Origin of the sequence: Massilia yuzhufengensis, from assembly GCF_900112225.1 — a bacterium.
In the GTDB taxonomy this organism is placed as follows: Bacteria; Pseudomonadota; Gammaproteobacteria; order Burkholderiales; family Burkholderiaceae_D; genus Telluria; species Telluria yuzhufengensis.
Genome location: NZ_FOLD01000014.1, coordinates 1 through 22,723, shown reverse-complemented (window position 1 = coordinate 22,723; position 22,723 = coordinate 1). Strand labels below are relative to the sequence as shown.

The 22,723-nt window shown below is 64.5% G+C and carries 22 protein-coding genes; 7 read left to right on the top strand and 15 right to left on the bottom strand.

Annotated features, from left to right (window positions below; translation table 11 throughout):
- Positions 1–311: 311 nt before the first annotated feature.
- A complete protein-coding gene (locus BM031_RS13060) occupies positions 312–815 on the bottom strand; it encodes a YqaA family protein (protein WP_091875016.1) in 504 nt (167 codons plus the stop codon).
- A gap of 197 nt (positions 816–1,012) precedes the next feature.
- On the opposite strand from BM031_RS13060, the gene ilvA reads away from it, so the two are divergent.
- From ilvA to rapZ, 5 genes are all read left to right on the top strand, one after another.
- The gene (ilvA, locus tag BM031_RS13055) at positions 1,013–2,551 is read left to right on the top strand and encodes a threonine ammonia-lyase, biosynthetic (protein ID WP_091875015.1); all 1,539 of its coding nucleotides are present in this window, start codon (positions 1,013–1,015) and stop codon (positions 2,549–2,551) included.
- 155 nt (positions 2,552–2,706) lie between these two features.
- Positions 2,707–3,543 (top strand): NADPH-dependent 7-cyano-7-deazaguanine reductase QueF, encoded by an 837-nt coding sequence (gene queF / locus BM031_RS13050; protein WP_091875014.1) that lies wholly within the window; start codon positions 2,707–2,709, stop codon positions 3,541–3,543.
- A 346-nt stretch (positions 3,544–3,889) separates the two neighbouring features.
- Positions 3,890–4,372: a PTS sugar transporter subunit IIA gene (locus tag BM031_RS13045; RefSeq protein ID WP_091875013.1), complete on the top strand. Its 483-nt coding sequence runs from the start codon at positions 3,890–3,892 to the stop codon at positions 4,370–4,372.
- 54 nt (positions 4,373–4,426) lie between these two features.
- Positions 4,427–5,362 carry an HPr(Ser) kinase/phosphatase gene (hprK, locus tag BM031_RS13040; protein WP_091875092.1) on the top strand — a complete coding sequence of 312 codons (936 nt, stop codon included), beginning with the start codon at positions 4,427–4,429 and terminating at the stop codon, positions 5,360–5,362.
- Positions 5,363–5,418: 56 nt separating this feature from the next.
- On the top strand, positions 5,419–6,297 hold the full coding sequence (gene rapZ / locus BM031_RS13035; RefSeq protein ID WP_091875012.1) for an RNase adapter RapZ: 879 nt from the start codon (positions 5,419–5,421) through the stop codon (positions 6,295–6,297).
- Positions 6,298–6,418: 121 nt separating this feature from the next.
- Here rapZ and BM031_RS13030 read toward each other — a convergent pair whose 3' ends face one another.
- From BM031_RS13030 to BM031_RS12995, 8 genes are all read right to left on the bottom strand, one after another.
- Entirely contained in the window at positions 6,419–7,504 is a 1,086-nt protein-coding gene (locus tag BM031_RS13030; protein ID WP_091875011.1) for an enoyl-CoA hydratase/isomerase family protein, read from the bottom strand.
- A 151-nt stretch (positions 7,505–7,655) separates the two neighbouring features.
- Entirely contained in the window at positions 7,656–8,009 is a 354-nt protein-coding gene (hpf, locus tag BM031_RS13025) for a ribosome hibernation-promoting factor, HPF/YfiA family (protein ID WP_091875010.1), read from the bottom strand.
- A 57-nt stretch (positions 8,010–8,066) separates the two neighbouring features.
- On the bottom strand, positions 8,067–9,557 hold the full coding sequence (locus BM031_RS13020; protein WP_091875009.1) for an RNA polymerase factor sigma-54: 1,491 nt from the start codon (positions 9,555–9,557) through the stop codon (positions 8,067–8,069).
- Between the two features lie 2 nt (positions 9,558–9,559).
- Complete coding sequence (gene lptB, locus BM031_RS13015; protein WP_091875008.1) at positions 9,560–10,318, bottom strand: LPS export ABC transporter ATP-binding protein; 759 nt, start codon at positions 10,316–10,318, stop codon at positions 9,560–9,562.
- Positions 10,315–10,878 (bottom strand): lipopolysaccharide transport periplasmic protein LptA, encoded by a 564-nt coding sequence (lptA, locus tag BM031_RS13010; RefSeq protein WP_091875007.1) that lies wholly within the window; start codon positions 10,876–10,878, stop codon positions 10,315–10,317. The genes lptB and lptA overlap by 4 nt, the downstream gene beginning before the upstream one ends.
- A 44-nt stretch (positions 10,879–10,922) precedes the next feature.
- Positions 10,923–11,522 carry an LPS export ABC transporter periplasmic protein LptC gene (lptC, locus tag BM031_RS13005; RefSeq protein ID WP_091875006.1) on the bottom strand — a complete coding sequence of 200 codons (600 nt, stop codon included), beginning with the start codon at positions 11,520–11,522 and terminating at the stop codon, positions 10,923–10,925.
- Positions 11,523–11,529: 7 nt separating this feature from the next.
- Entirely contained in the window at positions 11,530–12,060 is a 531-nt protein-coding gene (locus BM031_RS13000; RefSeq protein WP_091875005.1) for a KdsC family phosphatase, read from the bottom strand.
- On the bottom strand, positions 12,060–13,082 hold the full coding sequence (locus tag BM031_RS12995) for a KpsF/GutQ family sugar-phosphate isomerase (RefSeq protein WP_091875091.1): 1,023 nt from the start codon (positions 13,080–13,082) through the stop codon (positions 12,060–12,062). Before BM031_RS12995 ends, BM031_RS13000 begins: the two co-directional genes overlap by 1 nt.
- 75 nt (positions 13,083–13,157) lie before the next feature.
- Between BM031_RS12995 and BM031_RS12990 the strand changes: the two genes are divergently transcribed.
- On the top strand, positions 13,158–15,137 hold the full coding sequence (locus tag BM031_RS12990; protein ID WP_091875004.1) for a monovalent cation:proton antiporter family protein: 1,980 nt from the start codon (positions 13,158–13,160) through the stop codon (positions 15,135–15,137).
- Between the two features lie 57 nt (positions 15,138–15,194).
- On the opposite strand, the gene BM031_RS12985 is transcribed toward BM031_RS12990, so the two are convergent.
- From BM031_RS12985 to ychF, 5 genes are all read right to left on the bottom strand, one after another.
- Complete coding sequence (locus BM031_RS12985; RefSeq protein WP_091875003.1) at positions 15,195–16,313, bottom strand: GGDEF domain-containing protein; 1,119 nt, start codon at positions 16,311–16,313, stop codon at positions 15,195–15,197.
- Between the two features lie 107 nt (positions 16,314–16,420).
- Complete coding sequence (locus BM031_RS12980) at positions 16,421–17,266, bottom strand: MOSC domain-containing protein (RefSeq protein WP_091875002.1); 846 nt, start codon at positions 17,264–17,266, stop codon at positions 16,421–16,423.
- Between the two features lie 147 nt (positions 17,267–17,413).
- On the bottom strand, positions 17,414–18,328 hold the full coding sequence (gene bla, locus BM031_RS12975) for a subclass B3 metallo-beta-lactamase (RefSeq protein WP_229408851.1): 915 nt from the start codon (positions 18,326–18,328) through the stop codon (positions 17,414–17,416).
- Positions 18,329–18,476: 148 nt separating this feature from the next.
- Positions 18,477–19,127, bottom strand: a complete 651-nt coding sequence (locus BM031_RS25935; RefSeq protein ID WP_091875000.1) for a DVUA0089 family protein — start codon at positions 19,125–19,127, stop codon at positions 18,477–18,479.
- Between the two features lie 203 nt (positions 19,128–19,330).
- Positions 19,331–20,422: a redox-regulated ATPase YchF gene (gene ychF / locus BM031_RS12965; protein WP_091874999.1), complete on the bottom strand. Its 1,092-nt coding sequence runs from the start codon at positions 20,420–20,422 to the stop codon at positions 19,331–19,333.
- Between the two features lie 192 nt (positions 20,423–20,614).
- Between ychF and BM031_RS12960 the strand changes: the two genes are divergently transcribed.
- Positions 20,615–21,331, top strand: a complete 717-nt coding sequence (locus BM031_RS12960) for a transglycosylase domain-containing protein (RefSeq protein WP_091874998.1) — start codon at positions 20,615–20,617, stop codon at positions 21,329–21,331.
- On the opposite strand, the gene BM031_RS12955 is transcribed toward BM031_RS12960, so the two are convergent.
- Complete coding sequence (locus tag BM031_RS12955; RefSeq protein ID WP_091874997.1) at positions 21,328–22,425, bottom strand: patatin-like phospholipase family protein; 1,098 nt, start codon at positions 22,423–22,425, stop codon at positions 21,328–21,330. The genes BM031_RS12960 and BM031_RS12955 overlap by 4 nt on opposite strands.
- Between the last annotated feature and the right edge of the window lie 298 nt (positions 22,426–22,723).

The following is a 22,723-nucleotide window of genomic DNA, read 5'->3' as shown; positions in this document are numbered from 1 at the left end:
TACCTGGGCTGGCGCAGGGCGCTCGATGGCGGGCGCGTCACGTCTGCCGAGGGATTGCTGCGCCTGGCAATCAAACCCATCCATAGCAAAGGGTGACAGCGCCTTCCCTATTCCCTCTGCCACAAGCCAGTGCTCGGCCTGCTCATGTTCGTGGCCAGCGCGTGCGGATTTCCGCCGCCCGATTCCCGTTCACCTAAAAAGAAACCGGCATGGTCTGGTTTCGCGAAAACCCGGACTGCGGCGCGCTTTGAACTTGCCGACGTGAAGAACACAGTATCGATCGTGTCCGGCGACCGGAAATAAGCAGCGACTTACCCGATCCAGCCCCCGAGCAGGTCGCCCAGGCGCTTCCAGAAGCCATCCGGGATATACAGCAGCGCCACGGTCATGGTGATGTAGCGCGCGAACTTACCGATGGCCATGTACATCACGCTCGGCCAGAACGGCAGGTGCAGCCAGCCGGCCAGCGTGCACAACGGGTCGCCCACGGCCGGCACCCAGGACAGCAGCATGGTCTTGGCGCCGTATTTCTTGAGCCAGCCGAACCAGCGGCTCTGGCGTTCCTTGGCAAAGGCGATCTTGGCGCGGTAGCCGATGAAGTAATCCACCGCCCCGCCCAGTGTGTTGCCGATGGTGGCAACCAAAATCGCCGGCCAGAACATGGCCGGGTTGGCCTTGACCACCGCAAACACGGCCGGCTCGGACCCGAGCGGCAGCAGGGTGGCCGAGACAAAAGCGATGACGAAGACGGAGGTGAGCCCGACGGTCGGTGCGGCAAGGACTTTCAGCAGCCAGAGGACGGCGGATTCGATCATCAAATAGGCGCGCGTGCACGATGTGGGTGGGTGTCCATTATAATGAGGATCACTTATCGTAACGACACGATACGCCGAGCCTGCCACCCAGCGCCCCGTATCGACCTGCGCGCCCCGGTCACCCTCCTGGCAGAACAGTGTGCGTCGTCCGGACCGCCGGCCCATCCCCGCCGGCATTGAACACCCGATTGCCGACCATGACTACCGACTACCTCAAGAGAATCCTGACCTCCCGCGTCTATGACGTCGCGCAAGAAACGCCGCTCGAATACGCGCCGGTGCTCTCCAGCCGCATGAACAACCGCATCTACTTCAAGCGCGAGGACATGCAGAGCGTGTTCAGCTTCAAGCTGCGCGGCGCCTACAACAAGATGGCAAACCTCACGCCCGAGCAGCTCAAGCGCGGCGTCATTTGCGCGTCGGCCGGCAACCATGCCCAGGGCGTGGCCCTGTCCGCCGCCCGCCTCGGCTGCCGCGCCCTGATCGTGATGCCGACCACCACCCCGCAGGTCAAGATCGACGCCGTGAAAGCGCGCGGCGGCGCCAGCGTGGAAGTGGTGCTGCACGGCGACTCCTATACCGACGCCTACAACCACGCGCTGCTGCTGGAAAAAGAGCAGCGCCTGACCTTCGTGCACCCCTTCGACGACCCGGACGTGATCGCCGGCCAGGGCACCATCGGCATGGAGATCCTGCGCCAGCACTCCGGCCCGATCCATGCGATCTTCGTCGCCATCGGCGGCGGAGGCCTGGTGGCGGGCGTGGGCGCCTACGTGAAAGCGGTGCGGCCCGACATCAAGATCATCGGCGTGCAGACCAACGATTCGGACGCGATGGCGCGCAGCCTGAAGGCCGGCCAGCGCGTGACGCTGACCGACGTCGGCCTGTTCTCGGACGGCACCGCGGTGCGCCTGGTGGGCGAAGAAACCTTCCGCGTGGCGCAGCAGGTGGTGGACGAGATCATCATCGTCGATACCGACGCGATCTGCGCCGCGATCCAGGACGTGTTCCAGGACACGCGCAGCATCCTGGAACCGGCCGGCGCACTAGCCATTGCCGGCGCCAAGGCCTATATCGAGCGTTCGCAGATGGCGCGCAATCCGGTCAAGGCAGAAACCCTGGTGGCGGTGGCCTGCGGCGCCAACATGAACTTCGACCGCCTGCGTTTTGTCGCCGAACGCGCCGAGCTGGGCGAATCGCGCGAGGCGGTGTTCGCGGTGACCATCCCCGAGCAGCGCGGGAGCTTTCGCCGCTTCTGCGCACTGGTGGGTCCGCGCAACGTCACCGAGTTCACCTACCGCATCAGCGACGCGCGCGAAGCGCACATCTTCGTCGGCGTGCAGATCGGCAGCCGCAGCGAATCGAGCCTGCTCGCCCGCACCTTCGAGGAGCACGATTTCCGCACCCTCGACCTGACCCACGACGAGCTCGCCAAGCTGCACATCCGCCACCTGGTGGGCGGGAAAAGCGCGCTGGCGCAGGACGAATTGCTGTATCGTTTCGAGTTCCCCGAACGCCCAGGCGCACTCATGCGCTTCCTCGACAGCATGGCGCCGAACTGGAACATCTCGCTGTTCCATTACCGTAACCAGGGCGGCGATGTGGGACGGATCCTGGTGGGCCTGCAGGTGCCGGCGGCCGAGATGGACGAATTCCGGCAACTGCTGGCCACGCTGGGATACCGGTATTGGGATGAGAGTGCCAATCCCGTTTATAAGTTGTTCCTGGGCGTCTAGTTTTCGTCAAACCAGCCCCTATCTGATGCACGTCGCCCCGGCGAAGGCCGGGGCCCAAGTTCGTGCCGCAGTGTTACCCACGCTGTGGCCCGCAATTTTTCGTTGAACGCGCGGGCGGCATAGCCGCCCACCCTACGCGCCACAAGCGCATCACTATGACTACACCTGACCAATCCCCCCTCGGCAAATCCTCCGCCTACCAAAGCCAGTACGCCCCCGAGCTCCTGTTCCCGATCCCGCGCGCGCAGAAGCGTGAAGAGCTGGGCCTGACCGCAGACTCCGGCACCATGCCCTTCTTCGGCGTCGACATCTGGAACGCCTACGAACTGTCGTGGCTGAATATGCGCGGCAAGCCGCAGGTAGCCATCGCCACCATCACGGCGCCGAGCGACTCGCCCAACATCGTCGAATCGAAGTCCTTCAAGCTCTACCTGAATTCCTTCAACCAGACCCGGGTGGCGGGCACCGACGCCCTGGTCGAACTGCTGCGCCAGGACCTGTCGGCCGCCTTCGGTTCGCCAGTGCACGTGAGCATCACCACGCCGGACGCCTTCGGTTCATTGAAAATGGGCGAACTCGAGGGCACGCTGCTGGACCGCCTGGACGTGGAAATCGACCAGTACCTGCCCTCGCCCCACCTGCTCACGGCCGACCACGACGCGAGCCCGGTCGAAGAGACCCTGGTGTCGCACCTGCTGAAGTCCAATTGCCTGGTTACCGGCCAACCGGACTGGGGCACGGTGCAGATCCGCTACGTCGGCCCGCAGATCGAGCAGGAAGGCCTGCTCAAGTACCTGATCGGCTTCCGCGAACACAATGAATTCCACGAGCAATGTGTGGAGCGCATCTTCATGGACGTGCTGCGCCAGTGCAAGCCGACCAAGCTGGCGGTCTACGCGCGCTACACGCGTCGCGGTGGCCTCGACATCAACCCGTGGCGCGCCAATTTCAGCACCGGCAAGCCGGGCAACCTGCGCACGGCACGGCAATAAAGTCGATGAAAACTTGGGCGGCTGTGCGTTTTCGGCCACACGCCACGCCGCCATGTCGTGCCAAAACAGCATCACCGTTCTCTGATTAAAAATTGAGCATGACGCGTCAAAACGGCAGTACTTGGCCTGAACGGCCTGCGTTTGCATCGCTTTGTCGGAAATTTCATTTAGGAAATTGCGTTTAGGCAGAGCGTACATTTCGTAACAAAACACCACCCATCGGACAAGCCATCCACATCTGTCCCACTGTATGCTTGTACAGACGCGAATTCGCATGCCGCTGCCTTAAAACAGGCCTATAATTCCGCCTCGCAAACACCCCTATCTGTGCCTCGGCACAAAAGTGATGACGAACCTTAGCAAAATCCTCTCGCTCGAGAACGTGCAGCTGGACCTGGAAGTGTCCAGCAAGAAGCGCGCGTTCGAGCAGGCTGGCCTGATCTTCGAAAACAACTGTGGCATCGCACGCTCCACCGTGTCGGACAACCTGTTCGCACGCGAGCGTCTCGGCTCCACCGGCCTGGGCCACGGCGTCGCCGTGCCGCATGGCCGCATCAAGGGATCGAAGAGCCTCAAGTCCCCGCTGGCCGCCTTCGTGCGCCTGGTCGAGCCGATCCCGTTCGAGTCGCCCGACGGACAGCCGGTCAGCCTGCTGTTCTTCCTCTTGATCCCGGACCACGTCACCCAGCAGCACCTGGAAATCCTGTCGGAAATCGCCGAGCTGTTCTCGGACGAAGCCGTGCGCAATGCGCTGGCCACCGACCCGGACCCGAAGTCGGTCCATGAGCGCATCATCAACTGGCAACCGAGCCTGCAAGCCCTCGGCTAAAGTTACGCTACACTATCTGCTCGGCAATCTCGCCGTGCCCTGATGCCCATGCCCATGCTGCAGACTCCGCTGACGATCCAGCGCTTGTACGACGACAACCGCGACAGCCTGCAGCTTGGCTGGTTCGCGGGCTTCCCCGGCGGCGAACGGCAAATTGCGGGCGACGCGGCCTCGGCCGCCGACCAGGTGGGCCACCTGAACCTGATCCACCCCGGCCGGATCCAGGTCTTTGGACACCAGGAACTCAATTACTATCACCGCCTCAAATCGAGCTCGCGCACCCACGTGATCGGCGAGCTGATCGGCGGCGGCCCGCCTGCGCTGATCATCGCGCAAGGCCTGGAAACCCCGCCCGACATCCTCGCCATCTGCGACGACCAGAACATCCCCCTGTTCTCGACCCCGCTGCCGGCGGCGCAGGTGATCGACTTCCTGCGCGTCTACCTGTCCAAGAAGCTGGCGCAGCGCGTGATCATGCATGGCGTGTTCATGGACGTGCTGGGCGTTGGCGTGCTCATCACCGGCGACTCGGGCCTGGGCAAGAGCGAGCTGGGCCTGGAACTGATCTCGCGCTCGCACGGCCTGGTAGCGGACGACGCCGTGGAATTCTCGCGTATCGCCCCCAACATGATCGAAGGACGTTGCCCGCCGCTGCTGCAGAACCTGCTGGAAGTGCGCGGCCTGGGCCTGCTGGACATCAAGGCGATCTTCGGCGAGACCGCGGTGCGCCGCAAGATGCGGCTCAAGCTGATCGTCCACCTGGTCAAGCGCGGCGCGCTGGACGAAGAGGTCGAACGCCTGCCCTTCCACTTCCCGACCGAAGACGTGCTCGGCCTGCCGGTGCGCAAGGTCGTGATCCCCGTCGCGGCCGGCCGCAACATCGCGGTGCTGCTCGAGGCCGCCGTGCGCAACACCATTTTGCAGTTGCGCGGCATCGATACGCTGCAGGAATTCATGGAGCGGCAACGTCAGGCCATGAGCGCCGACTGACCCTTGCCGCATAGGACAGAAGGACAAGTCCATCGCGCTTGCGGTATCATCGCGCCATGCACATCGTCCTCATTACCGGTATTTCCGGCTCGGGCAAGTCGGTTGCCCTGAATGTCCTGGAAGACGCAGGCTACTACTGCGTCGACAACCTGCCGCCGGCCCTGCTGCCGGCCCTGGTCTACGCAGTCAACGAAAAAGGCACGGACAAGATCGCCGTCGCGGTGGATGCGCGCAGCGCCGAATCGCTGGTCGAACTGCCGGTCAGCGTGCGCCACCTGAAAGAAGAAGGCCACAACGTCAAGGTCATGTTCCTGACCTCGAGCACGCATTCGCTGGTGGCCCGCTTCTCCGAGACCCGCCGCAGCCATCCGCTGTCGCACGAACTGCGTCCCGGCGAGAATCCAGCTTCGCGCCGTACCCTGATCGAATGCATTGCCGAGGAACGCGAACGCCTGTCCGCCATCGAGAACCTGGGGCACGTGATCGACACCTCGGAACTGTCGGCCAACAAGCTGCGTGCGTGGGTGAAGGAACTGGCCGACATCGAACAGGCGCCGATGACGCTGTTCTTCGAGTCCTTCGCGTTCAAGGTGGGGGTGCCGCTGGATGCGGACTTCGTGTTCGATGTGCGGGCGATTCCGAATCCGTATTACGACTTGTCGCTGCGCCCGCTCACCGGGCGCGATGCCCCGGTGATTGCGTTCCTCGATGCGCAGCCGAGTGCGACGGATATGCTGGAAGATATCAAGAATTTTGTCGCCAAGTGGCTGCCGTCGTTCAAGACCGATAACCGGTCTTATCTCACCGTGGCGGTGGGCTGCACCGGCGGGCAGCACCGCTCGGTGTACATGGCGGAAAGGCTGGGGGCGTATTTCAATGGGACCGAACGGGTGATCGTGCGGCATCGGGAACAGCCGAAGCATGCGGTGGTGTGAGTCGTTTCGCCTTCACTTGATACTTATACGCGCTTAGCACCACCACCCGTAAAACCGTCGTACGCGCCAGTGGCGCGTACGACGGACTTTAGGCAGGTGGTTGAAACGATTACCTGGTAACTCAAGCCAGATGCCGCAGCGGGTGCGCATATTCCGGCCACACCGGCTCGAAGAACCTCTCCACCATTTCCGCACTCACTTCCTCCAGCGTCGCCGGATTCCATTTCGGCGCATTGTCCTTGTCGATCACCAGCGCCCGCACCCCCTCCAATACTTCCCCATGCTCGAAATTGCGCCGTACCAGGTTGCGTTCCATGCGCAGGCAATCGGCCACGTCCAGCGCGGCGCCGCGCAGCAGCAGTTCGCGCGTCACGCACATCATCAAGGGTGAACGCTGGCGCATGGCCTTGAGCGCCTTTTGCGCGAACGGGTTTTCATCGCGCGCCAGCGATGCCATCACCCCGGCCACCGACGCCGCGCCGAAGTGCGCATCGATCACGCCGCGCTGGGCCTGCAGCTCGCTGGCGCCCGCCTGCCCCGCAAACGGCGCGGCGAACGCACGGATCGCCGCAGGCAGCTCGCCGCCTGGCGTGGAATCCACCAGCGCCATCAGCGCGCCCATCTTCTCGCCCGGCACGAACAGGTCCGCCAGGCCCACATAGATCGCATCGGCCGCGCCGATCGTCAAGCCGGTGAGCCCGAGGTACTGCCCCAGCTGCCCCGGCGCATGCGACAGGAAGTGGCTGCCGCCCACGTCGGGGAACAGGCCGATGTTCACTTCCGGCATGGCGACCTTGCTGCGCTCGGTGACGATGCGCAGGCCGCAATCGGGACCGCCCTGGGCGATGCCCATGCCGCCGCCCATCACCACGCCGTCCATCATGGCGATGTAAGGCTTCGGATAGAAATGGATCAGGTGGTTCAGTGCGTATTCTTCGGTGAAGAAGTCTTCCAGCAGCGCGCTGCCACCCATCGGGCCGGCGTGGCCCATCTCGTGGAAGAAGCGGATATCTCCGCCCGCGCAGAGCGCCTTCTCGCTGGTGCTGGTGATGACCACCGCGTCGATGCCGGCATCATGCTCCCAGGCGCGCAGGATCGCGGTCAGCGAACGCACCATGTCGAGCGAGAGGGAGTTCAGGGCCTTCGGGCGGTCGAGCGTGATGACGCCGGTGCGGTTGGCGACGCGGGTCAGGACGGTGTCGGTCATGATGGTGGTCGGTGATCGAAAAGACATGCATCCTACAGAAGGACCGGGGCAGTGGGCAAGCGTGGACGTGTAACAGGCGGGGATCCAAGGGGTCCAGGATGCAAAAAGGGCGTCCCCTCAGACGCCCTTGCTGTACTTGCCTTCGCGCGATTTACGCAGCGGCGGCTTCTCCGATGTCCGGAAGGCGCTTGTGCGCCACGTGGTTATGGTCTTGCAACATCGATTTATGCTTGAGAACCTGCCTGTCCAGCCTGTCCATCAAGGTGTCGATCGCCGCATACAGGTCTTGCGCCGCGCTGGCCACATGCAGGGTCTTGCCCGATACCTGTAGGTTGATCTCGGCTTTTTGCCGTTTTTCTTTTTCAGTGAGGTTATCGATGGCGAGGAACACGTGACTGTCGATGACGTGGTCGAAATGGCGGGTAATGCGCTCGAGCTTATTCTGAACGTATTCACGAATTGCGGGAGTCACTTCAAGATGATGTCCACTGATTGTGAGGTTCATACACACTCCTTAGAAATGTTGCCCTGTCCGGCACCTCAAGGTAGGTGGGACAGTGCTTTACAGAGACTTGCGGAGGCTGACGGGAGGTATCTTGAGCGCTTCACGGTATTTGGCAACCGTCCGGCGCGCGATGACCATACCTTGTTCCCCGAGCATTTCCGCGATCTTGCTGTCGGATAGAGGGTTCTTAGGGTCTTCTGCTCCTGTCAATTGCGCAATGAGCGCGCGGATCGCCGTCGAGGAGGCTTCTCCCCCCGCTTCGGTGGCGACGTGGCTTCCAAAGAAATATTTCAGCTCAAACATGCCATGCGGGGTCAGCATGTATTTCTGCGTGGTCACACGCGAGATCGTGCTCTCGTGTAGGCCTAGTGTATCAGCAATCTCGCGCAGCACAAGGGGGCGCATGGCAACCGCGCCGTGGCTGAAAAAGTTGCGCTGGCGCTCTACAATTGCCTCGGCCACGCGCAGGATTGTATCGAAACGCTGGCGCATATTCTTGATCAGCCACTTGGCTTCCTGCAGTTGCGCGCCCATCTGCATTTCGCTTTTTCCCTGCTTGAGCAGGTTGGCGTACATCGCATTGACGCGCAGTTTCGGCATCACGTCCGGGTTCAGCGTGACCGACCAGCCGTTCTTGGCGCGGCGCACGATCACGTCCGGCACCACGTAGTCCGACACGTTCGAGCCGAAGGCCGCACCGGGATGCGGATTGCACTGGCGGACCACGGCCTGTACCTCGCGCAGGTCTTCGTCGTCGCAATCGAGGGCCTTTTTCAGCTTGGTGTATTCGCGCTGCGCGAACCAGCTCAGGTAACCCTCGACGATCTTCAGGGCCAGGCGCCGCGTCACCAGCGGCACGCCGGGCATGCGGCGGATCTGCAGGGCCAGGCATTCGGCCGCGCTGCGGGCACCCACGCCGACCGGGTCCAGGCTTTGCACCAGCGCCAGCGCGCAGCGCAGTTCGTCCATCTCGACCTCGAGCTCTTCGGGCAGGCGCGCGTGGATGTCGTCCAGCGGTTCTTCCAGGTAGCCGTTGTCGTCGAGCGCGTCGATCACCAGCTCGGCCAGCGCGCGGTCGCGCGTGCCGCAGCCGGTGGTGTGCACTTGCTCGGTCAGGTGCTCGCGCAAGGTCGTGCTGCAGGCTTCCAGTTGCGGGCGGCCATCCTCGTCGTCGCCGCTGCGCGCGCCGCCGCCCTCGCCGCCCCAGTCGCTGTCGGCTTCGCCGCGGTCGCGGTCGCCGTCGCCGCCGTCGTCGCCGCCCTCGCCTTCCGGCTTGGGAGCGTCGGCTGCCGCCCCCTGCTCCTGCCCTGGCGGCGCCGGCGGCGCCTCGCCATTGCCGGTGCTGCTGCTGATCGCGCCGTCGGCCAGCAGGCGCACCGAGTGGTCGAGCGGATCGTCGAGGCGTTCGAGCAGCGGGTTATCGGTGAGGATCTGCTCGATCTCCTGGTGCAGTTCGAGCGTGGACAACTGCAGCAGCCGGATCGACTGCTGCAGCTGCGGCGTGAGCGCCAGGTGCTGCGAGGTACGGAGCTGCAGTGACTGTTTCATCGTTACATTCGGAAGTGTTCGCCCAGGTAGACGCGGCGCACCGACTCGTCGGCGATGATGTCGTCGGGCCGGCCGGACGCCAGCACCGCACCCTGGTTGATGATGTAGGCGCGATCGCAGATGCCGAGCGTCTCGCGCACGTTGTGGTCGGTGATCAGGACGCCGATGTTGCGCTCTTTCAGGAAGCGCACGATGCGCTGGATCTCGATGACGGCGATCGGGTCGACGCCTGCGAAAGGTTCGTCGAGCAGCACGAAGCGCGGGTTGGTGGCCAGCGCGCGCGCGATCTCCACGCGGCGGCGCTCGCCGCCCGACAGCGACAGCGCCGGGTTCTCGCGCAGCTTCTCGATCTGCAGCTCGGCCAGCAGGGTGTCGAGCCGTTCGTTGATCTGGTCTTTGCTCAGTGGCTTGCCGTCCACCCGCTGCAGCTCGAGCACGGCGCGGATATTGTCTTCCACGGTCAGCTTGCGGAACACCGAGGCTTCCTGCGGCAGGTAGGACAGGCCCATGACCGCGCGGCTGTGGATCGGCAGGCTCGAGATGTCGGTGCCGTTGATGTCGATCGAGCCGGCGTCGGACGGCACCAGGCCCACGATCATGTAGAACGAGGTGGTCTTGCCGGCGCCGTTCGGGCCCAGCAGCCCCACCACTTCGCCGCATTCCACCTGCAGCGACACGTCGCGCACCACCAGGCGCTTGCCGTAACTCTTCTGCAGGCCCTTGACGATCAGGGTGCTGCAGCCTTCGCGCACGGTCGTCATTGTTTCGCGCCCTCCGCCGCGGCGGCCGGGGTGGTGCGGCGCGGCGCGATGATCAGGGTGCCGCGGCCGCCGCCGATCTTGCTGGCGCCGCTGGCGTCGTTGCGCACCGTGGCGACTTCCTTGCGGTTGTCGTAGGAGATGAACGGCCCCTTGATCTCGTTGGTCATGCGGCCGTTTTCCAGCTCGCGCACTTCGGCGGTGGAGAACAGCTTCACCAGCTCGGCGCGCTCGTCGTACTCGATGCGCTGGGCCTGGCCCTCGACCCACAGGTCGGGACCGCCGTCGCGCTTCTGGCGGAAGGTGGCCAGCTTGCCGCCGGCCGCGGTGAGCGTCACGCTCATGTAGCCTTCCGGCGTTTCCTTCACGAGTGCGCGGTCGGATTTGAGCACCAGGGTGCCGCGCGTGAGCACGACGTTACCGGTGAGGATGCGGGTCTGGGTGACTTCATCGACGTCGAGCGAGTCGAAATTGATCACCGCCTGCTTGAGCGAGTCGGCGCGCTCGGCCGAGGCGCCGAAGGCGGCCAGGGTCAGGAAGGCGGCTGCGATTAGTTTTTTCATATTGGCTTGTCCTGGGTTGTCACGATGCGGCGCCATGTTCCCGATCAAGGGCGCGGGCGCGGCGGGTAGACGATCTGGCCGCGGCTGGCCAGGTGCAGCTTCTGGGTCGCGTTGTTGGCGACCATGCCGGTGCCCTGCACGGTGGCGGCGCCAAGCTGCATCTCGATCGGCTTGTCGGTCTTCATGATCTCTTCGTCGGGCAGCACTGTCAGCGCCTGGGTCCGCACGCGCAGCGCTTCGCTGGTGGGCGTGGCCGGGCGCTGGATGTCGACGTTGCCGAGCAGGTCGACGCGGTGTTCTTCGTGATAGACGCGGCCCTGCTTCGCCACGATGGTCATGCGCGGGCGGCCGGGCGTCATGCCCTGCACCACCGGCTGCTCGACCTCGGACACGTCGCCCAGCGGCCGGTGCGTCAGGCGCTTGCCCGATACCACGTAGTTCGGCTTGCCCTCTTCGGTCATGCGCACGAACGAGAAGTTTTCCACGATGTAGTCCGGCTCGTCCAGCGGCCCACCGAGGCCAGCGCCGCTGTCGTCGTCCTGCATGACCTGCACCAGCCAGAAGCTGCCGAAGGCGCAGAACACCCCGATCATCATGATCGCGAGGAGCCTCCAGCGGTGGGCGGTGCGCTTGTAGTTGACCATGGTTCGCTCAGGCGAAGTAGGGAGCCAGCGCCTGCTCGTAGGTGCCCTGCGCGCGCATCACCAGGTCGCACACTTCGCGCACGGCGCCGCGGCCGCCGCCGTTTTTGGTGACGTAGTGGGCGCGGTGCTGCACTTCCGGGTGGCCCGAGGGCACGGCGATGGCGAAGCCGACTTTCATGAGCAGCGGCAGGTCGATGACGTCGTCGCCGATGTAGCCGCATTCTTCCGCGGTGACGCCGGTCGCTTCCAGCAGCTTGGCGAAGCCGACCCGCTTGTCGTGCACGCCCTGGTAGACATGCGAGATGCCCAGGTCGGCGGCGCGCTTGACGACGATCGGCGACAGGCGCGCGCTGATGATCGCGGTCTGCACCCCGGTCTTGTTGAGCAGCTGGATGCCCAGGCCGTCGAGCACGTTGAAGGTTTTCGTCACTTCGCCGTCCGGGCCATAGGTGAGGCTGCCGTCGGTGAGCACGCCGTCGACGTCGAAGATCATGACTTTCACGCGCGCGGCGCGCTGCATGTGTTCTAGCGGGGTCATCAGATCACCTTGGCGCGGGTCAGGTCGTGGATGTGCAGCGCGCCCACCAGGCGGCCGTCGGCATCGACCACCAGCATCTGGTTGATGCGGAATTCTTCCATCACGGCGACGGCGTCGACCGCCAGCTGTTCCGGATGGACGGTGCGCGGACCCGCGTGCATCACGTCGCGAATGAGGATGTTCGAGAAGTCGTGCAGGCGCTCGATGAGGCGGCGCAGGTCGCCGTCGGTGAACACGCCGACCGGGCGGCGTTCTTCATCGACCACGGCGGTCATGCCCATGCCCTTCTGGCTGATTTCGAGCAAGGCCTTGGCCAGCGGCGTATCCGGCGCCACGCTCGGGATGGCTTCACCGGTGCGCATGACGTCGTGCACGTGGGTGAGCAGGCGGCGGCCCAGGGCGCCGCCCGGGTGCGACATGGCGAAGTCTTCCTCGCGAAAGCCCCGCACGTCGAGCAGCGCCACGGCCAGCGCGTCGCCCATGGCCAGGGTGACGGTGGTGCTGGTGGTGGGGGCCAGGTTGAGGGTGCAGGCTTCCTTGGCCACCGAAATATCGAGGTGGATCTCGGACAGCTTGGCCAGGCGCGAGTGCGGCTTGCCGGTCATGGAAATGACCGGGCTGCCCATGCGCTTGATGGCCGGCAGGATTTCCAGCAGCTCGGACGATTCGCCCGAGTTGGAGATGGCGATGAAGACGTCGTGCGGGGTCACCATGCCGAGGTCGCCGTGGGCGGCTTCGCCCGGGTGCACGAACATGGCCGGGGTGCCGGTGGAGGCCAGGGTGGCGGCAATCTTGCGCCCGATGTGGCCGGATTTGCCCATGCCCGAGACCACGACGCGGCCGGTGCAGCCGACCAGCATCTGGACTGCGCACACGAAATGGTCGTCGTCGCCGAGGCGGGCATGCAGGGCGCGGATGGCGTCGGCTTCGATGGCCAGGGTCTCGCGGCCCAGCTCGAGCACGCGGCGCGCCTGGGCTGCGTCAAAACTTTTCAGCATTATTTTTTCATCGGTTACACTCATCATGGAAGTATAAACGAATTGGGTAAGCAAAAAACTTGCCAGACGTAACAAACTACAACAAGACCAATAGGGACAATGCATTCCGGACTTGAACTGACCCTGCTCCTGCTGGGCTGCGCCGTGCTTGGCGTGGTCGCCTTCCGGATGCTTCACCTCCCGCCGATGCTCGGCTACCTGGCCGCCGGCGTCCTCATCGGCCCCCATGCGCTGGCGCTCGCCAACGAGAGTCCGGCCACCCATGCGCTGGCCGAATTCGGCATCGTGTTCCTCATGTTTTCGATCGGGCTGGAGTTTTCGCTGAGCCAGCTCAAGTCGATGCGCCGCATCGTATTCGGGCTGGGCCTGGCCCAGGTCGTATTGACGATCGTGGCGGCGATGATATTCGGACAGTTCATTTCGTGGTGGGCGCCTAGCCTGCACGTCAGCTGGCAGGCCGCCTTTGCGCTGGGCGGCGCGCTGGCCATGTCGTCCACCGCGATCGTGGTCAAGATGCTCACCGAGCGCATCGAGCTCGAGAGCGAACACGGGCGGCGCATCATCGGCATCCTGCTGTTCCAGGACTTGGCGGTGGTGCCGCTGCTGATCCTGATCCCTTCGCTGTCGCGCCCGGCGGAAGACCTGGCCGTCACGCTCGGCTGGGCCGCGGTGAAGGCGGCGGTGGTGCTGGCCATCCTGCTGTTCTTCGGCCAGAAGCTGATGCGCAAGTGGTTCACCATCGTGGTCAAGCGCCGTTCGCAGGAGCTGTTCATGCTCAACCTGCTGCTGGTGACGCTGGGCCTGGCCTGGATCACCGAGCAGGCCGGCCTGTCGCTGGCGCTGGGCGCGTTCGTGGCCGGCATGCTGATTTCGGAAACCCAGTACAAGCACCAGGTGGAAGAAGACATCAAGCCCTTCCGCGACGTGCTGCTCGGGCTGTTCTTCATCACGGTGGGCATGCTGCTCAATGTCAGCCTGGTGCTGGAGAACTGGTGGATCGTGCTGGCGCTGGTGCTGTTCCCGGTGGCGCTCAAGTTCGCCATCATCGCCGCCCTGGCCAAGGCCTTCGGGTCGAGCGACGGCGTGGCCATGCGCACCGGCCTGGCGCTGGCCCAGGCCGGCGAATTCGGCTTCGTGCTGCTCAATCTCACCATGGATTCGAAGCTGGTCGACCCCTTCCTGCTGCAGCTGGTGCTGGCCTCGATGGTGCTGTCGATGCTGGTCGCGCCTTTCGTCATCGACAACATGGACAAGCTGGTCATGAAGGTCGCTTCGAACGAATGGATGATGCAGTCGCTGCAGCTGACCCAGCTCGCCAGCCGCACCATGAAGACGCAAAAGCACGTGATCATCGCCGGCTTCGGCCGCAGCGGCCAGAGCCTGGCCACCTTGCTGTCCGAAGAAAAGCTGCCCTGGTACGCGCTCGACCTGGACCCGGAACGGGTGCAGGAAGCGCAGGCGGCCGGCGCCAACGTGTCCTACGGCGACGCCGCGCGCCGCGAAAGCCTGATCGCCGCCGGCATCAACCGCGCCAGCGCGCTGGTGGTCACCTTCGCCGACACCCGCCTGGCCCTCAAGGTGCTGCACCTGGTGCACGAGCTGGCGCCGAACCTGGCCGTCATCGTGCGCAGCCACGACGACAGCGACCTCGATGTCTTGAAGAAGGCCGGCGCCACCGAAGTGGTGCCGGAAGCACTGGAGAGCAGCCTGATGCTCGCCTCGCACACGCTGGTGACCATGGGCGTGCCGCTGCGCCGCGTGGTGCACCGCGTGCAAATGGCGCGCGACGAACGCTACGCCTCGCTGCGCGGCTACTTCCACGGCGCGGGCGACGTCACGGACGATTTGGAGCACACCTATGTGCGGCTGCACTCGGTGACGCTGCGCAACGAGGCCGCCGCGGTCGGGCGGCGGATCGCCGAGATGGCGCTGGAAGAAGTGGGAGCCGAAGTAACGACCCTGCGGCGCAATGGGCAGAGTTTGACGTTCGATCCGGAGACCGTGATGCTGGCGGGGGATGTGCTGGTGTTGCGCGGGGCGGGCGATGCGGTGAGCCGGGCCGAGAGCCGCTTGTTGTAGGGTGGCCGGGTCTCCCGGCCGCGCGTTCACATCACGCCGGCATCGGTGCGCCGCGTTTTACGCCACCGACACCACCCGATTGCGCCCACTGGCCTTGGCCTGGTACAAGGCCCCATCGGCCTGCGCCACCAGGTCCTGCGCCACGCCCTCGATCGCGTGGTCGCGTTCGAAATCGGCCAGCGTGGCCACGCCGATCGACACCGTCACCGGCACATGCTCGCCCGTCGCCAGGCCCACCGGCGTCAGGGCCACGCTGGCGCGGATCCGCTGCGCCACCATGCTTGCGCTTTCCAGGTCGGCGTCGATCAGCAGCACCACGAACTCCTCGCCGCCAAAGCGGCCCAGCGCGTCCGAGATCCGCAGCTCCGCCTTGATCCGCTGCGCCACTTCGCGCAGCACTTCGTCGCCGCCCTGGTGGCCGACGGTGTCGTTGACCCGCTTGAAGTGGTCGATGTCGATGTACATGCAGGAGATGCGGTAGCCCTGGCGGCGCGCCCGCGCGATCTCTTCCACCAGGCGGCGGTCGATGTAGCGGCGGTTGTAGACGCCGGTGAGCGAATCGGTCAGGCCGATAAACTTGAGCATCTCGTTGCTGATCACGTTCTCGAGGCAGATCGCGACGATCGATCCCATGTGCTCGACGAAATCGGTGCCCAGCGCCGCCGTGAAGCGGTTCGGGTCGGCGCTGCCCAGGTTTAGGCTGCCGATCAGGCGGGTATTGCGCAGCAGCGGCACCATGGCAACGCTCTGCAGGCCCGGCGGCGGATGCGGGAACATCCCGCCGTGGCGCGACGGCGCATAGGGTCCCAGCAGCGGCTTCGGGCGGCGGCCCTCGTCCTGGCGAAAACCGAGTTCGCCCGCATGCTCGCAGAACAGCAGATTGGGCAGCACTTCGTAATCCACGCCCAGCTTGTGCATGACGGTGTAGATATCGGCTTCCGGGTCCACCAGCGACAGGGTGACGGTATCGAGGTCGGAGATGACCGGCAGGGTCTCGAAAATGGTCGTGACCAGTTCCTGGAACGAGGTGGCGCCGACGATTTTCAGGTCGAAGGCCTGGTGCCGGCACATGATCGAATGGTTGCGCTCAGCCTGTTCGAGCAGGTAGGTCATGCGGGAACGCAGTGTCTCGTTCTCCAACATCAGTTCCCGCGTCTGCGCATCCGGCTCGTGCATCGAAAATTCCTTTCAGCAATAGCCGTAACATTACGCCATCTTCCATTCCTTGGAAATGAAAACCGCCCTGAATGGGCGATTTCGCGACACAAAGTTTTTACAGATGGTCAAAAATTAATGTTTGCTTCCAGCTGCTGGCCGACCCGCAGGCTGCCTCCCGCGCCTTCGGCGACGATGCAATTCATGCCCATGCACACCGCGCCTTCCATGCGCGGGTTGGCGCGGTAGTCCTGCAGGATGTCGAGCGGATCCGGGCCGGGAATCCCGGTCGCCTGGTCGATGGAGGGGATCGGGCAACGGGCGCAGGGTTTGACCGGGCGCAGCGCCAGGCCGCCGGCCTCGAAGGAGGCGACGAAGTCTTCCTCGAAGGCTTCCAGGCCGTCGACGACCAGGTTCGGGCGGAAACGGTTCATCGGCAGCGACGCGCGGCCGGCCGCCTGCAGCCTGGCGTTGAGGTCGTCCAGCGAGGCCTGGCCGATCACCAGGACCGGGTAGCCGTCGGCGAAGCGGGTTTCGGACGGCGCGCCCCCGGTCCACTTGGTGCTGGTGGGACGCTGGGCACCCAAGCGAAAGCGCACCAGGCGGCAGGCGCCGCCGATTGCATCCCCGAACCACGCTGCGGCCGCGTCGCCGCAATCCGCGGCGCTGACGTGGTCGTCCCAGATCTGGACATCGACGGTAGGCGCGGCGGCGTCGTGCGCCAGCGGCAGGCGTAGTGGCGGCATGCCGGGCGCATCGACCACCAGCGCGCCGCCATCGATGCGGGGCGTGACAAGGGCCATGCGCGGGTACTCGCGCTGGGTCAGGAACAGGCCTTCGCGGGTGACGAGCATCCACTCGCGGTCATGCACGCCACCGGCCACCAGGCCCGATATCCCGAACTGCGCCTCGGGCACGGACACGCCCGCGCAGGACTTGATCGGGTAGAGAACGAGTTCGGTTACGGTGGCCACGCTGTCAACCTTGCGACTAGAGGCCGACAGTATGGCAGGGATTACGGGGCTTGGCATCAGCCCCCACTAACCCCAAGACCGTCGCACCGGCGAAGGCCGGTGCCCAATTTCGCCGCGCAGCCACCACCGCATGCAAGAGAAAAAACTTCAGCGAGCGCCCGCCTTCGCCTTCTCGTCGCGCTCCTTCCGCAGCCGCACATCGAAGTGACGGCTCGCCCCCGCCGCCAGCTTGCGGCACCCCTCCGGATCGATGAACGCATTCGCCTGTGCCGTCTTCGCCACTGCCTTCGCAAACGCATCGGTCGCCGATGGATGCGCCGCCACCACGATGTCGCACTTCAGGTTCGCGACCTTCGCGATAGTGCTTCGGAAACTGGCGGCCCGCTCCGGATAGCCCGCGCCGCCGCTGTAGTAAAACCCGTCGGTCGACACCGGCGTGAGGCTGTCGGCATAGACGATATCCAGGCACTTGCTGCCTTCACACGACTGCCAGGTCCACGTCGTGCCACCGGGCGTGTGGCCCGGCGTATGGTGCACGGTCAAGCGCAGCGGCCCGACCGACAGCGTTTCGCCATCCGCGACTTCCTTCACCTGCGTGACTTTCGGGATGTAAAAACGGTCGTTCGGGTCGTACTGCGGATCGTCCGTCCCTGGCGTGCCATCGCGCAGCACCTGGGCGCCGTGCGGGCTGTGGGCGACCGTGGCGCCGCTGGCCTTTTGCAGCGCGGCGATGCCACCCGCGTGGTCGAAATGCGCATGCGAATTGAGGATCAGCTTGACATCCTTCATCTTGAAGCCGAGCGCCTCGATGTTCTTCTGGATGAGAGGCGCCGACTGCGGCAGCGCGCCGTCCAGCAGCACGTGCCCCTGCGGGCCGGTGACCAGCACGGCCGACAGGCCGGCGGTGCCGACATACCAGGCATTGCCGTAGATATTGAAGGGGGCGGCTGGCTTGTTCCATTCATCGCAGGAGGTGCACTTGACTGCGTCCTGCGCGCGTGCCGGTTGAATGGCGGTCAGCGCCAAGGTCATGCCGATGGTGTGAAGGATGTTTGCTCGCATTGGAAGTCTCCGGACCGTGAACCCGGGAAGGGCTGTAGGAGCCAGCAATGATAGCGGCTTGCGGGAAGCAGCACCACAGGCCGCGCCTGCGGCAGCGAGCGCCAGTCGGAAAAAAAGCCCGCGCTGGGCGGGCTTGCCTGCGGGACGCTCAGGCTTGGGCGCGGGCCTTGGCCGCTTTGCGGCGCGAGGCGGCGAAGCCAAGCAGGCCGACGCCGAGCAGCGCCATCGAGGCTGGCTCCGGCACGTCGGCCGCATCGACGCCAACTTCGCGCAGGCCGGACAGCGTGCCGCCAGTGGCAGTCATGGTCAGGCGCCAGGCGCCAAAGTTTTCCGTGCCATCGTAGGCGCTGTAGCTGCGGTTGACATCGTAACCCTGTACACCTTCAGCGTCGGAAAAGCTCAGCTGACCAAGGGCAATCATGTAGGTGCCGGCGACGTCGAAGGTCCAGTCGATCGTGGAATCATAGACGTGTACCGAACCATCGCCAAAAGTGACCGACGAATCGTCGTTGGACGCGACCGATTGCAGACTGGTGTTGTACAACACCATGAAGTTGTCGAAGCCCGTGATCTTGCCGTCGCCGTTCAGATCGACACCGGTTGACTCGCGAACCAGCGAGTCGAAAAAGACGTGGGTGCCTGCAGTGACGGTGAACATCACGCGTGAGATCTTGAGGTCGGCGACGCCGTCGTTGTTGCCATCGATGGTGGAGATGCTGCCACTGATGACGGCAGCGCCGGCAGCGGAGGAAACGGCGAAACCAAGGGCCAGTGCCAGTGCGGAGAGAAGTTTTTTCATTATTATCCCTAGTTGTAATTACAGGGCAAATAAGCAACGACCATGCCAGGTGGAAAATATTGTTTATTTTCAAGTACTTTGGTATTTTTGCCTAGCATGTCGATGTCTTGGTGTAAAAATTAGCGACAGTGGCAAAAAAAAATCCCCGGCATGTGCCGGGGATTTTTGCATCTATGTCGGACGCGCTTGAATTCAGACTTCCTTCAAACGTTGAACAGGAAGTTCAGCACATCCCCATCCTTGACGATGTATTCCTTGCCCTCGGCGCGCATCTTGCCCGCTTCCTTGGCGCCGCCTTCACCCTTGTAGGTGATGTAGTCGTCGTAGGCGATGGTCTGGGCGCGGATGAAGCCGCGCTCGAAGTCGGTGTGGATCACGCCGGCCGCCTGCGGGGCGGTGGCGCCTACCTTCACGGTCCAGGCGCGCACTTCCTTCACGCCGGCGGTGAAATAGGTCTGCAGTCCCAGCAGGTTGTAGGCGGCGCGGATCAGGCGGTCCAGGCCCGGCTCTTCCATGCCCATGTCGGACAGGAAATCTTTCTTGTCCGCGTCTTCCATCTCGGCGATTTCCGATTCGATGGCAGCGGAAATGGCCACGATCGGCGCGTTCTGCTTCTTGGCGAATTCGGTCAGCTGGTCCAGCAGCGGGTTGTTGGTGAAACCGGTGTCGGACACGTTAGCCACGAACATCGCCGGCTTCGCCGTGATCAGGTGCAGTTCGCGGATCATGGCCATCTCGTCGGCATCCAGGCCCATCGTGCGCACTGGCTGGCCTTCGTTCAGGTGCGGCAGCATGCGCTCGCAGATCGCCACCAGTTTGGCCGCGTCCTTGTCGCCCGAACGCGCTTTCTTGTTCTCGCGGTGGATCGCCTTCTCGACGGCGCCAATGTCGGCCAGCGCCAGCTCGGTCTGGATCACTTCGATGTCGTCGATCGGGCTGACCTTGCCGGAAACGTGGATCACGTTGTCGTCTTCGAAGCAGCGCACCACGTTGACGATGGCGTCGGTCTCGCGGATGTGCGACAGGAACTGGTTGCCCAGGCCCTCGCCTTTCGACGCGCCGGCCACCAGGCCCGCGATGTCGACGAACTCGACGATCGCCGGCACGATGCGCTCAGGCTTGACGATGCCCGCCAGCGCTTCCATGCGCGGATCCGGCACCTCGACCACGCCGACATTCGGCTCGATGGTGCAGAACGGGTAGTTCTCGGCTGGGATGCCGGCCTTGGTCAGGGCGTTGAACAGGGTGGACTTGCCGACGTTCGGCAGGCCGACGATGCCGCATTGGAGACTCATGGGAATTCTTTCTAATTCGGTGGACGCGGAGCGGAAAGGAAAGCCCGGCTCCAAAACCCCACATTGTAACCTCGGACGCTATGGGTTGCCGAAAAAAACGGCGTGCGCCGGACCCGCTGTTGTGCCTAACAGTACATATCCGACTGGGATTGTTGCTGATAAGATTCGAAATTTCCGACCGATTGGAACGCCATGGCCTTGCACGCAATTCCGCTCACCGCGCCCCGCAAGCCGTGGCTGCTGATCCCTGCGCTGCTGCTGGTTTATCTGGCCATCGTGGCGGCGTGGGCATGGCTGTCCTTCGACGACGCGATCGCCTCGGCGCCGGTGACTGAAACCGTGCAGCTGTCCGAGCGGCAGGCCGCGATCCTGTTGCGTGTCGAAGACCCAAGGTTCTACCAGCATGCCGGCTTGAGCATCGGCCAGGGCCAGGGCGTCGCCACCATTTCATCGGCGCTGGCGCGCGACCTGTTTCTGGTGCATGGCCGTCTCGACGGGACAAGAGGCCTGCTGCAGGATGCCTACCGTGGCGTATTCGCCTGCTGCAAGCGCATCGACCTGGGCCGCGACGTGATGGCGCTGGTGCTGGACGCCCGGCTGTCCAAGCGCGCGCAGCTGGAACGCTACATGGCCACGGTCTACATGGGCACGCACCAGGGACGGCAAATCAAGGGGCTCGAACAGGCCGCCCGCAGCTACCTGGGCAAGCCGCTCGCGGCAGCGACGGAACCGGAATTCGTGCGGCTGGTAGCGATGATCAAGGCGCCCAACCACTACCACCCGTCGAAGAACCCGGCAGCGCTGGCGCAGCGCAGCGGCCGGATCCACGCGCTGCTGCTCGGTGCCTGCAAGCCTGATGGATGGTTCGATACGGAATTCGACGGCTGCGCTTCTGCGGCGCCAGGCTAGATCGCCTTGAGCAGCGACAGGTCGGGCCTGGCCACGAACTCGGCCAGCTCGTCGCGCAGCCGCTGCCCTGCCCCGATCGCGCGCTGCCAGTCGCGGATGCGCGCGTCATGGTCGAGGCCATGGAATTTGAAATCCGCCCGGTCCGGCAGTTTGGCGCGCGGCAGGCTGCGCACGAAGTCGTCGGAGGGCGCGATGATCAGCACGTTGTCGAGCCAGCCGCGGTTGGCGCCGCGCGCGGCCCGGCGCCACGGAAAGCCCTTGTCCAGCCAGCCCGGCACGATGTGCTGGGTGAAGTGCGGGTACAGCACCAGGTCGCCCTTCGCCTCCCCCGCCGCCCGCGCATAGGGCAAGGCCAGGTGGTAGTCGATGATGCCGCCATCCCAGTAGCTGCCCGGCGGGACGTCGGCGATGCCGGTGACCGGTTTCATGATCAGCGGCAGCGTGCCCGATGCAAGCAGGCCACTGGCCAGGTTCTCGCGGCTCAGGGAAGAGAAATGCGTCGTGAAGCCATCGAAACGCTCGCGCAGCCACGGCGCCGCCGAGCGCTGGTCGCCGATCACGACGCGCTCCAGCAGGCGCCCCAGCCAGGCGCGCGAGCCGGCATTGTGCAGTGCCGCCGCGGCAAAGCCGCGCAGCTCGGCGCGCGCATGCGCGGGCGCCGCCAGGCTGCCCTTGCCGCGCACGGCCAGCAGGTGCAGGCGGTGGTGCGGATGGCTGACGATGTCGTCCTCGTGGCCACGCACGAATTCTGCCAGCAGGCCCTGCACCACCTCGTCGATTTCCTGCTGGGTGGGTTTCTTGCTGGTGTAGCGCTGGCCCGCGTACAGTTCGCCCAGGCGCGCGAAGGCCTTGGCCGGGTCGCGCTGGCAGGCGGCCGCCATGCGCCAGGCGCCGATCGACGAACCGATGAGCATACGCTCGCGCGGCGCCGACGGCAGCCATTCGCCGAACATCCACTGGTCCAGTGCCTGGAAGATCAATCCCTTGGGGCCGCCCGCCGCCGCAGGGACGATGGCAATGTCCTGCGCACGCAGGCCGTGCGCGCCGATCTGGGCCAGGGCCAGCGGCCCGGCGTGGAATGTGAGTGCCTTCATGGCCAAAATTATCGCAGGAAGCGGCTGCTTGCGCAGGCGCAAAGGTCACTGGGGGGTTTTTACAGTTCTCATAGAACTTATCAAATTTTGCTCATTTCTCCCTAAAATGAGCAAGTTTCCTGCACCCAGGTTGAGCCACAACAAGAATGCCTTGAATACGACCCGAACGGCTCGCCGACGGAGAACGCCTGCGGTTTTTTCCTGTCTTAGGGTAGGGAGGTCCAGGGCATGATCATCGAGCCAGGTGGGGGAAGTGTAACGGAGCCGCGACTTATCACAACCGGCGTGTGCCTGGTCG

Excerpts from the sequence above, each read along its gene's own strand:
- BM031_RS12960 (WP_091874998.1), top strand. The coding sequence starts at position 20,615 with ATGGCCTTGCACGCAATTCCGCTCACCGCGCCCCGCAAGCCGTGGCTG.
- ychF (WP_091874999.1), bottom strand. The coding sequence starts at position 20,422 with ATGAGTCTCCAATGCGGCATCGTCGGCCTGCCGAACGTCGGCAAGTCC.
- rapZ (WP_091875012.1), top strand. The coding sequence starts at position 5,419 with ATGCACATCGTCCTCATTACCGGTATTTCCGGCTCGGGCAAGTCGGTT.
- BM031_RS12985 (WP_091875003.1), bottom strand. The coding sequence starts at position 16,313 with ATGCACGAGCCGGATGCGCAGACGCGGGAACTGATGTTGGAGAACGAG.
- BM031_RS13060 (WP_091875016.1), bottom strand. The coding sequence starts at position 815 with ATGATCGAATCCGCCGTCCTCTGGCTGCTGAAAGTCCTTGCCGCACCG.
- BM031_RS13030 (WP_091875011.1), bottom strand. The coding sequence starts at position 7,504 with ATGACCGACACCGTCCTGACCCGCGTCGCCAACCGCACCGGCGTCATC.
- ilvA (WP_091875015.1), top strand. The coding sequence starts at position 1,013 with ATGACTACCGACTACCTCAAGAGAATCCTGACCTCCCGCGTCTATGAC.
- BM031_RS13000 (WP_091875005.1), bottom strand. The coding sequence starts at position 12,060 with ATGACCCCGCTAGAACACATGCAGCGCGCCGCGCGCGTGAAAGTCATG.
- lptB (WP_091875008.1), bottom strand. The coding sequence starts at position 10,318 with ATGACGACCGTGCGCGAAGGCTGCAGCACCCTGATCGTCAAGGGCCTG.
- lptC (WP_091875006.1), bottom strand. The coding sequence starts at position 11,522 with ATGGTCAACTACAAGCGCACCGCCCACCGCTGGAGGCTCCTCGCGATC.
- bla (WP_229408851.1), bottom strand. The coding sequence starts at position 18,328 with ATGCGAGCAAACATCCTTCACACCATCGGCATGACCTTGGCGCTGACC.
- BM031_RS13020 (WP_091875009.1), bottom strand. The coding sequence starts at position 9,557 with ATGAAACAGTCACTGCAGCTCCGTACCTCGCAGCACCTGGCGCTCACG.
- BM031_RS12955 (WP_091874997.1), bottom strand. The coding sequence starts at position 22,425 with ATGAAGGCACTCACATTCCACGCCGGGCCGCTGGCCCTGGCCCAGATC.
- BM031_RS25935 (WP_091875000.1), bottom strand. The coding sequence starts at position 19,127 with ATGAAAAAACTTCTCTCCGCACTGGCACTGGCCCTTGGTTTCGCCGTT.
- hpf (WP_091875010.1), bottom strand. The coding sequence starts at position 8,009 with ATGAACCTCACAATCAGTGGACATCATCTTGAAGTGACTCCCGCAATT.
- BM031_RS12990 (WP_091875004.1), top strand. The coding sequence starts at position 13,158 with ATGCATTCCGGACTTGAACTGACCCTGCTCCTGCTGGGCTGCGCCGTG.
- lptA (WP_091875007.1), bottom strand. The coding sequence starts at position 10,878 with ATGAAAAAACTAATCGCAGCCGCCTTCCTGACCCTGGCCGCCTTCGGC.
- BM031_RS12995 (WP_091875091.1), bottom strand. The coding sequence starts at position 13,082 with ATGAGTGTAACCGATGAAAAAATAATGCTGAAAAGTTTTGACGCAGCC.
- hprK (WP_091875092.1), top strand. The coding sequence starts at position 4,427 with ATGCTGCAGACTCCGCTGACGATCCAGCGCTTGTACGACGACAACCGC.
- BM031_RS13045 (WP_091875013.1), top strand. The coding sequence starts at position 3,890 with ATGACGAACCTTAGCAAAATCCTCTCGCTCGAGAACGTGCAGCTGGAC.
- queF (WP_091875014.1), top strand. The coding sequence starts at position 2,707 with ATGACTACACCTGACCAATCCCCCCTCGGCAAATCCTCCGCCTACCAA.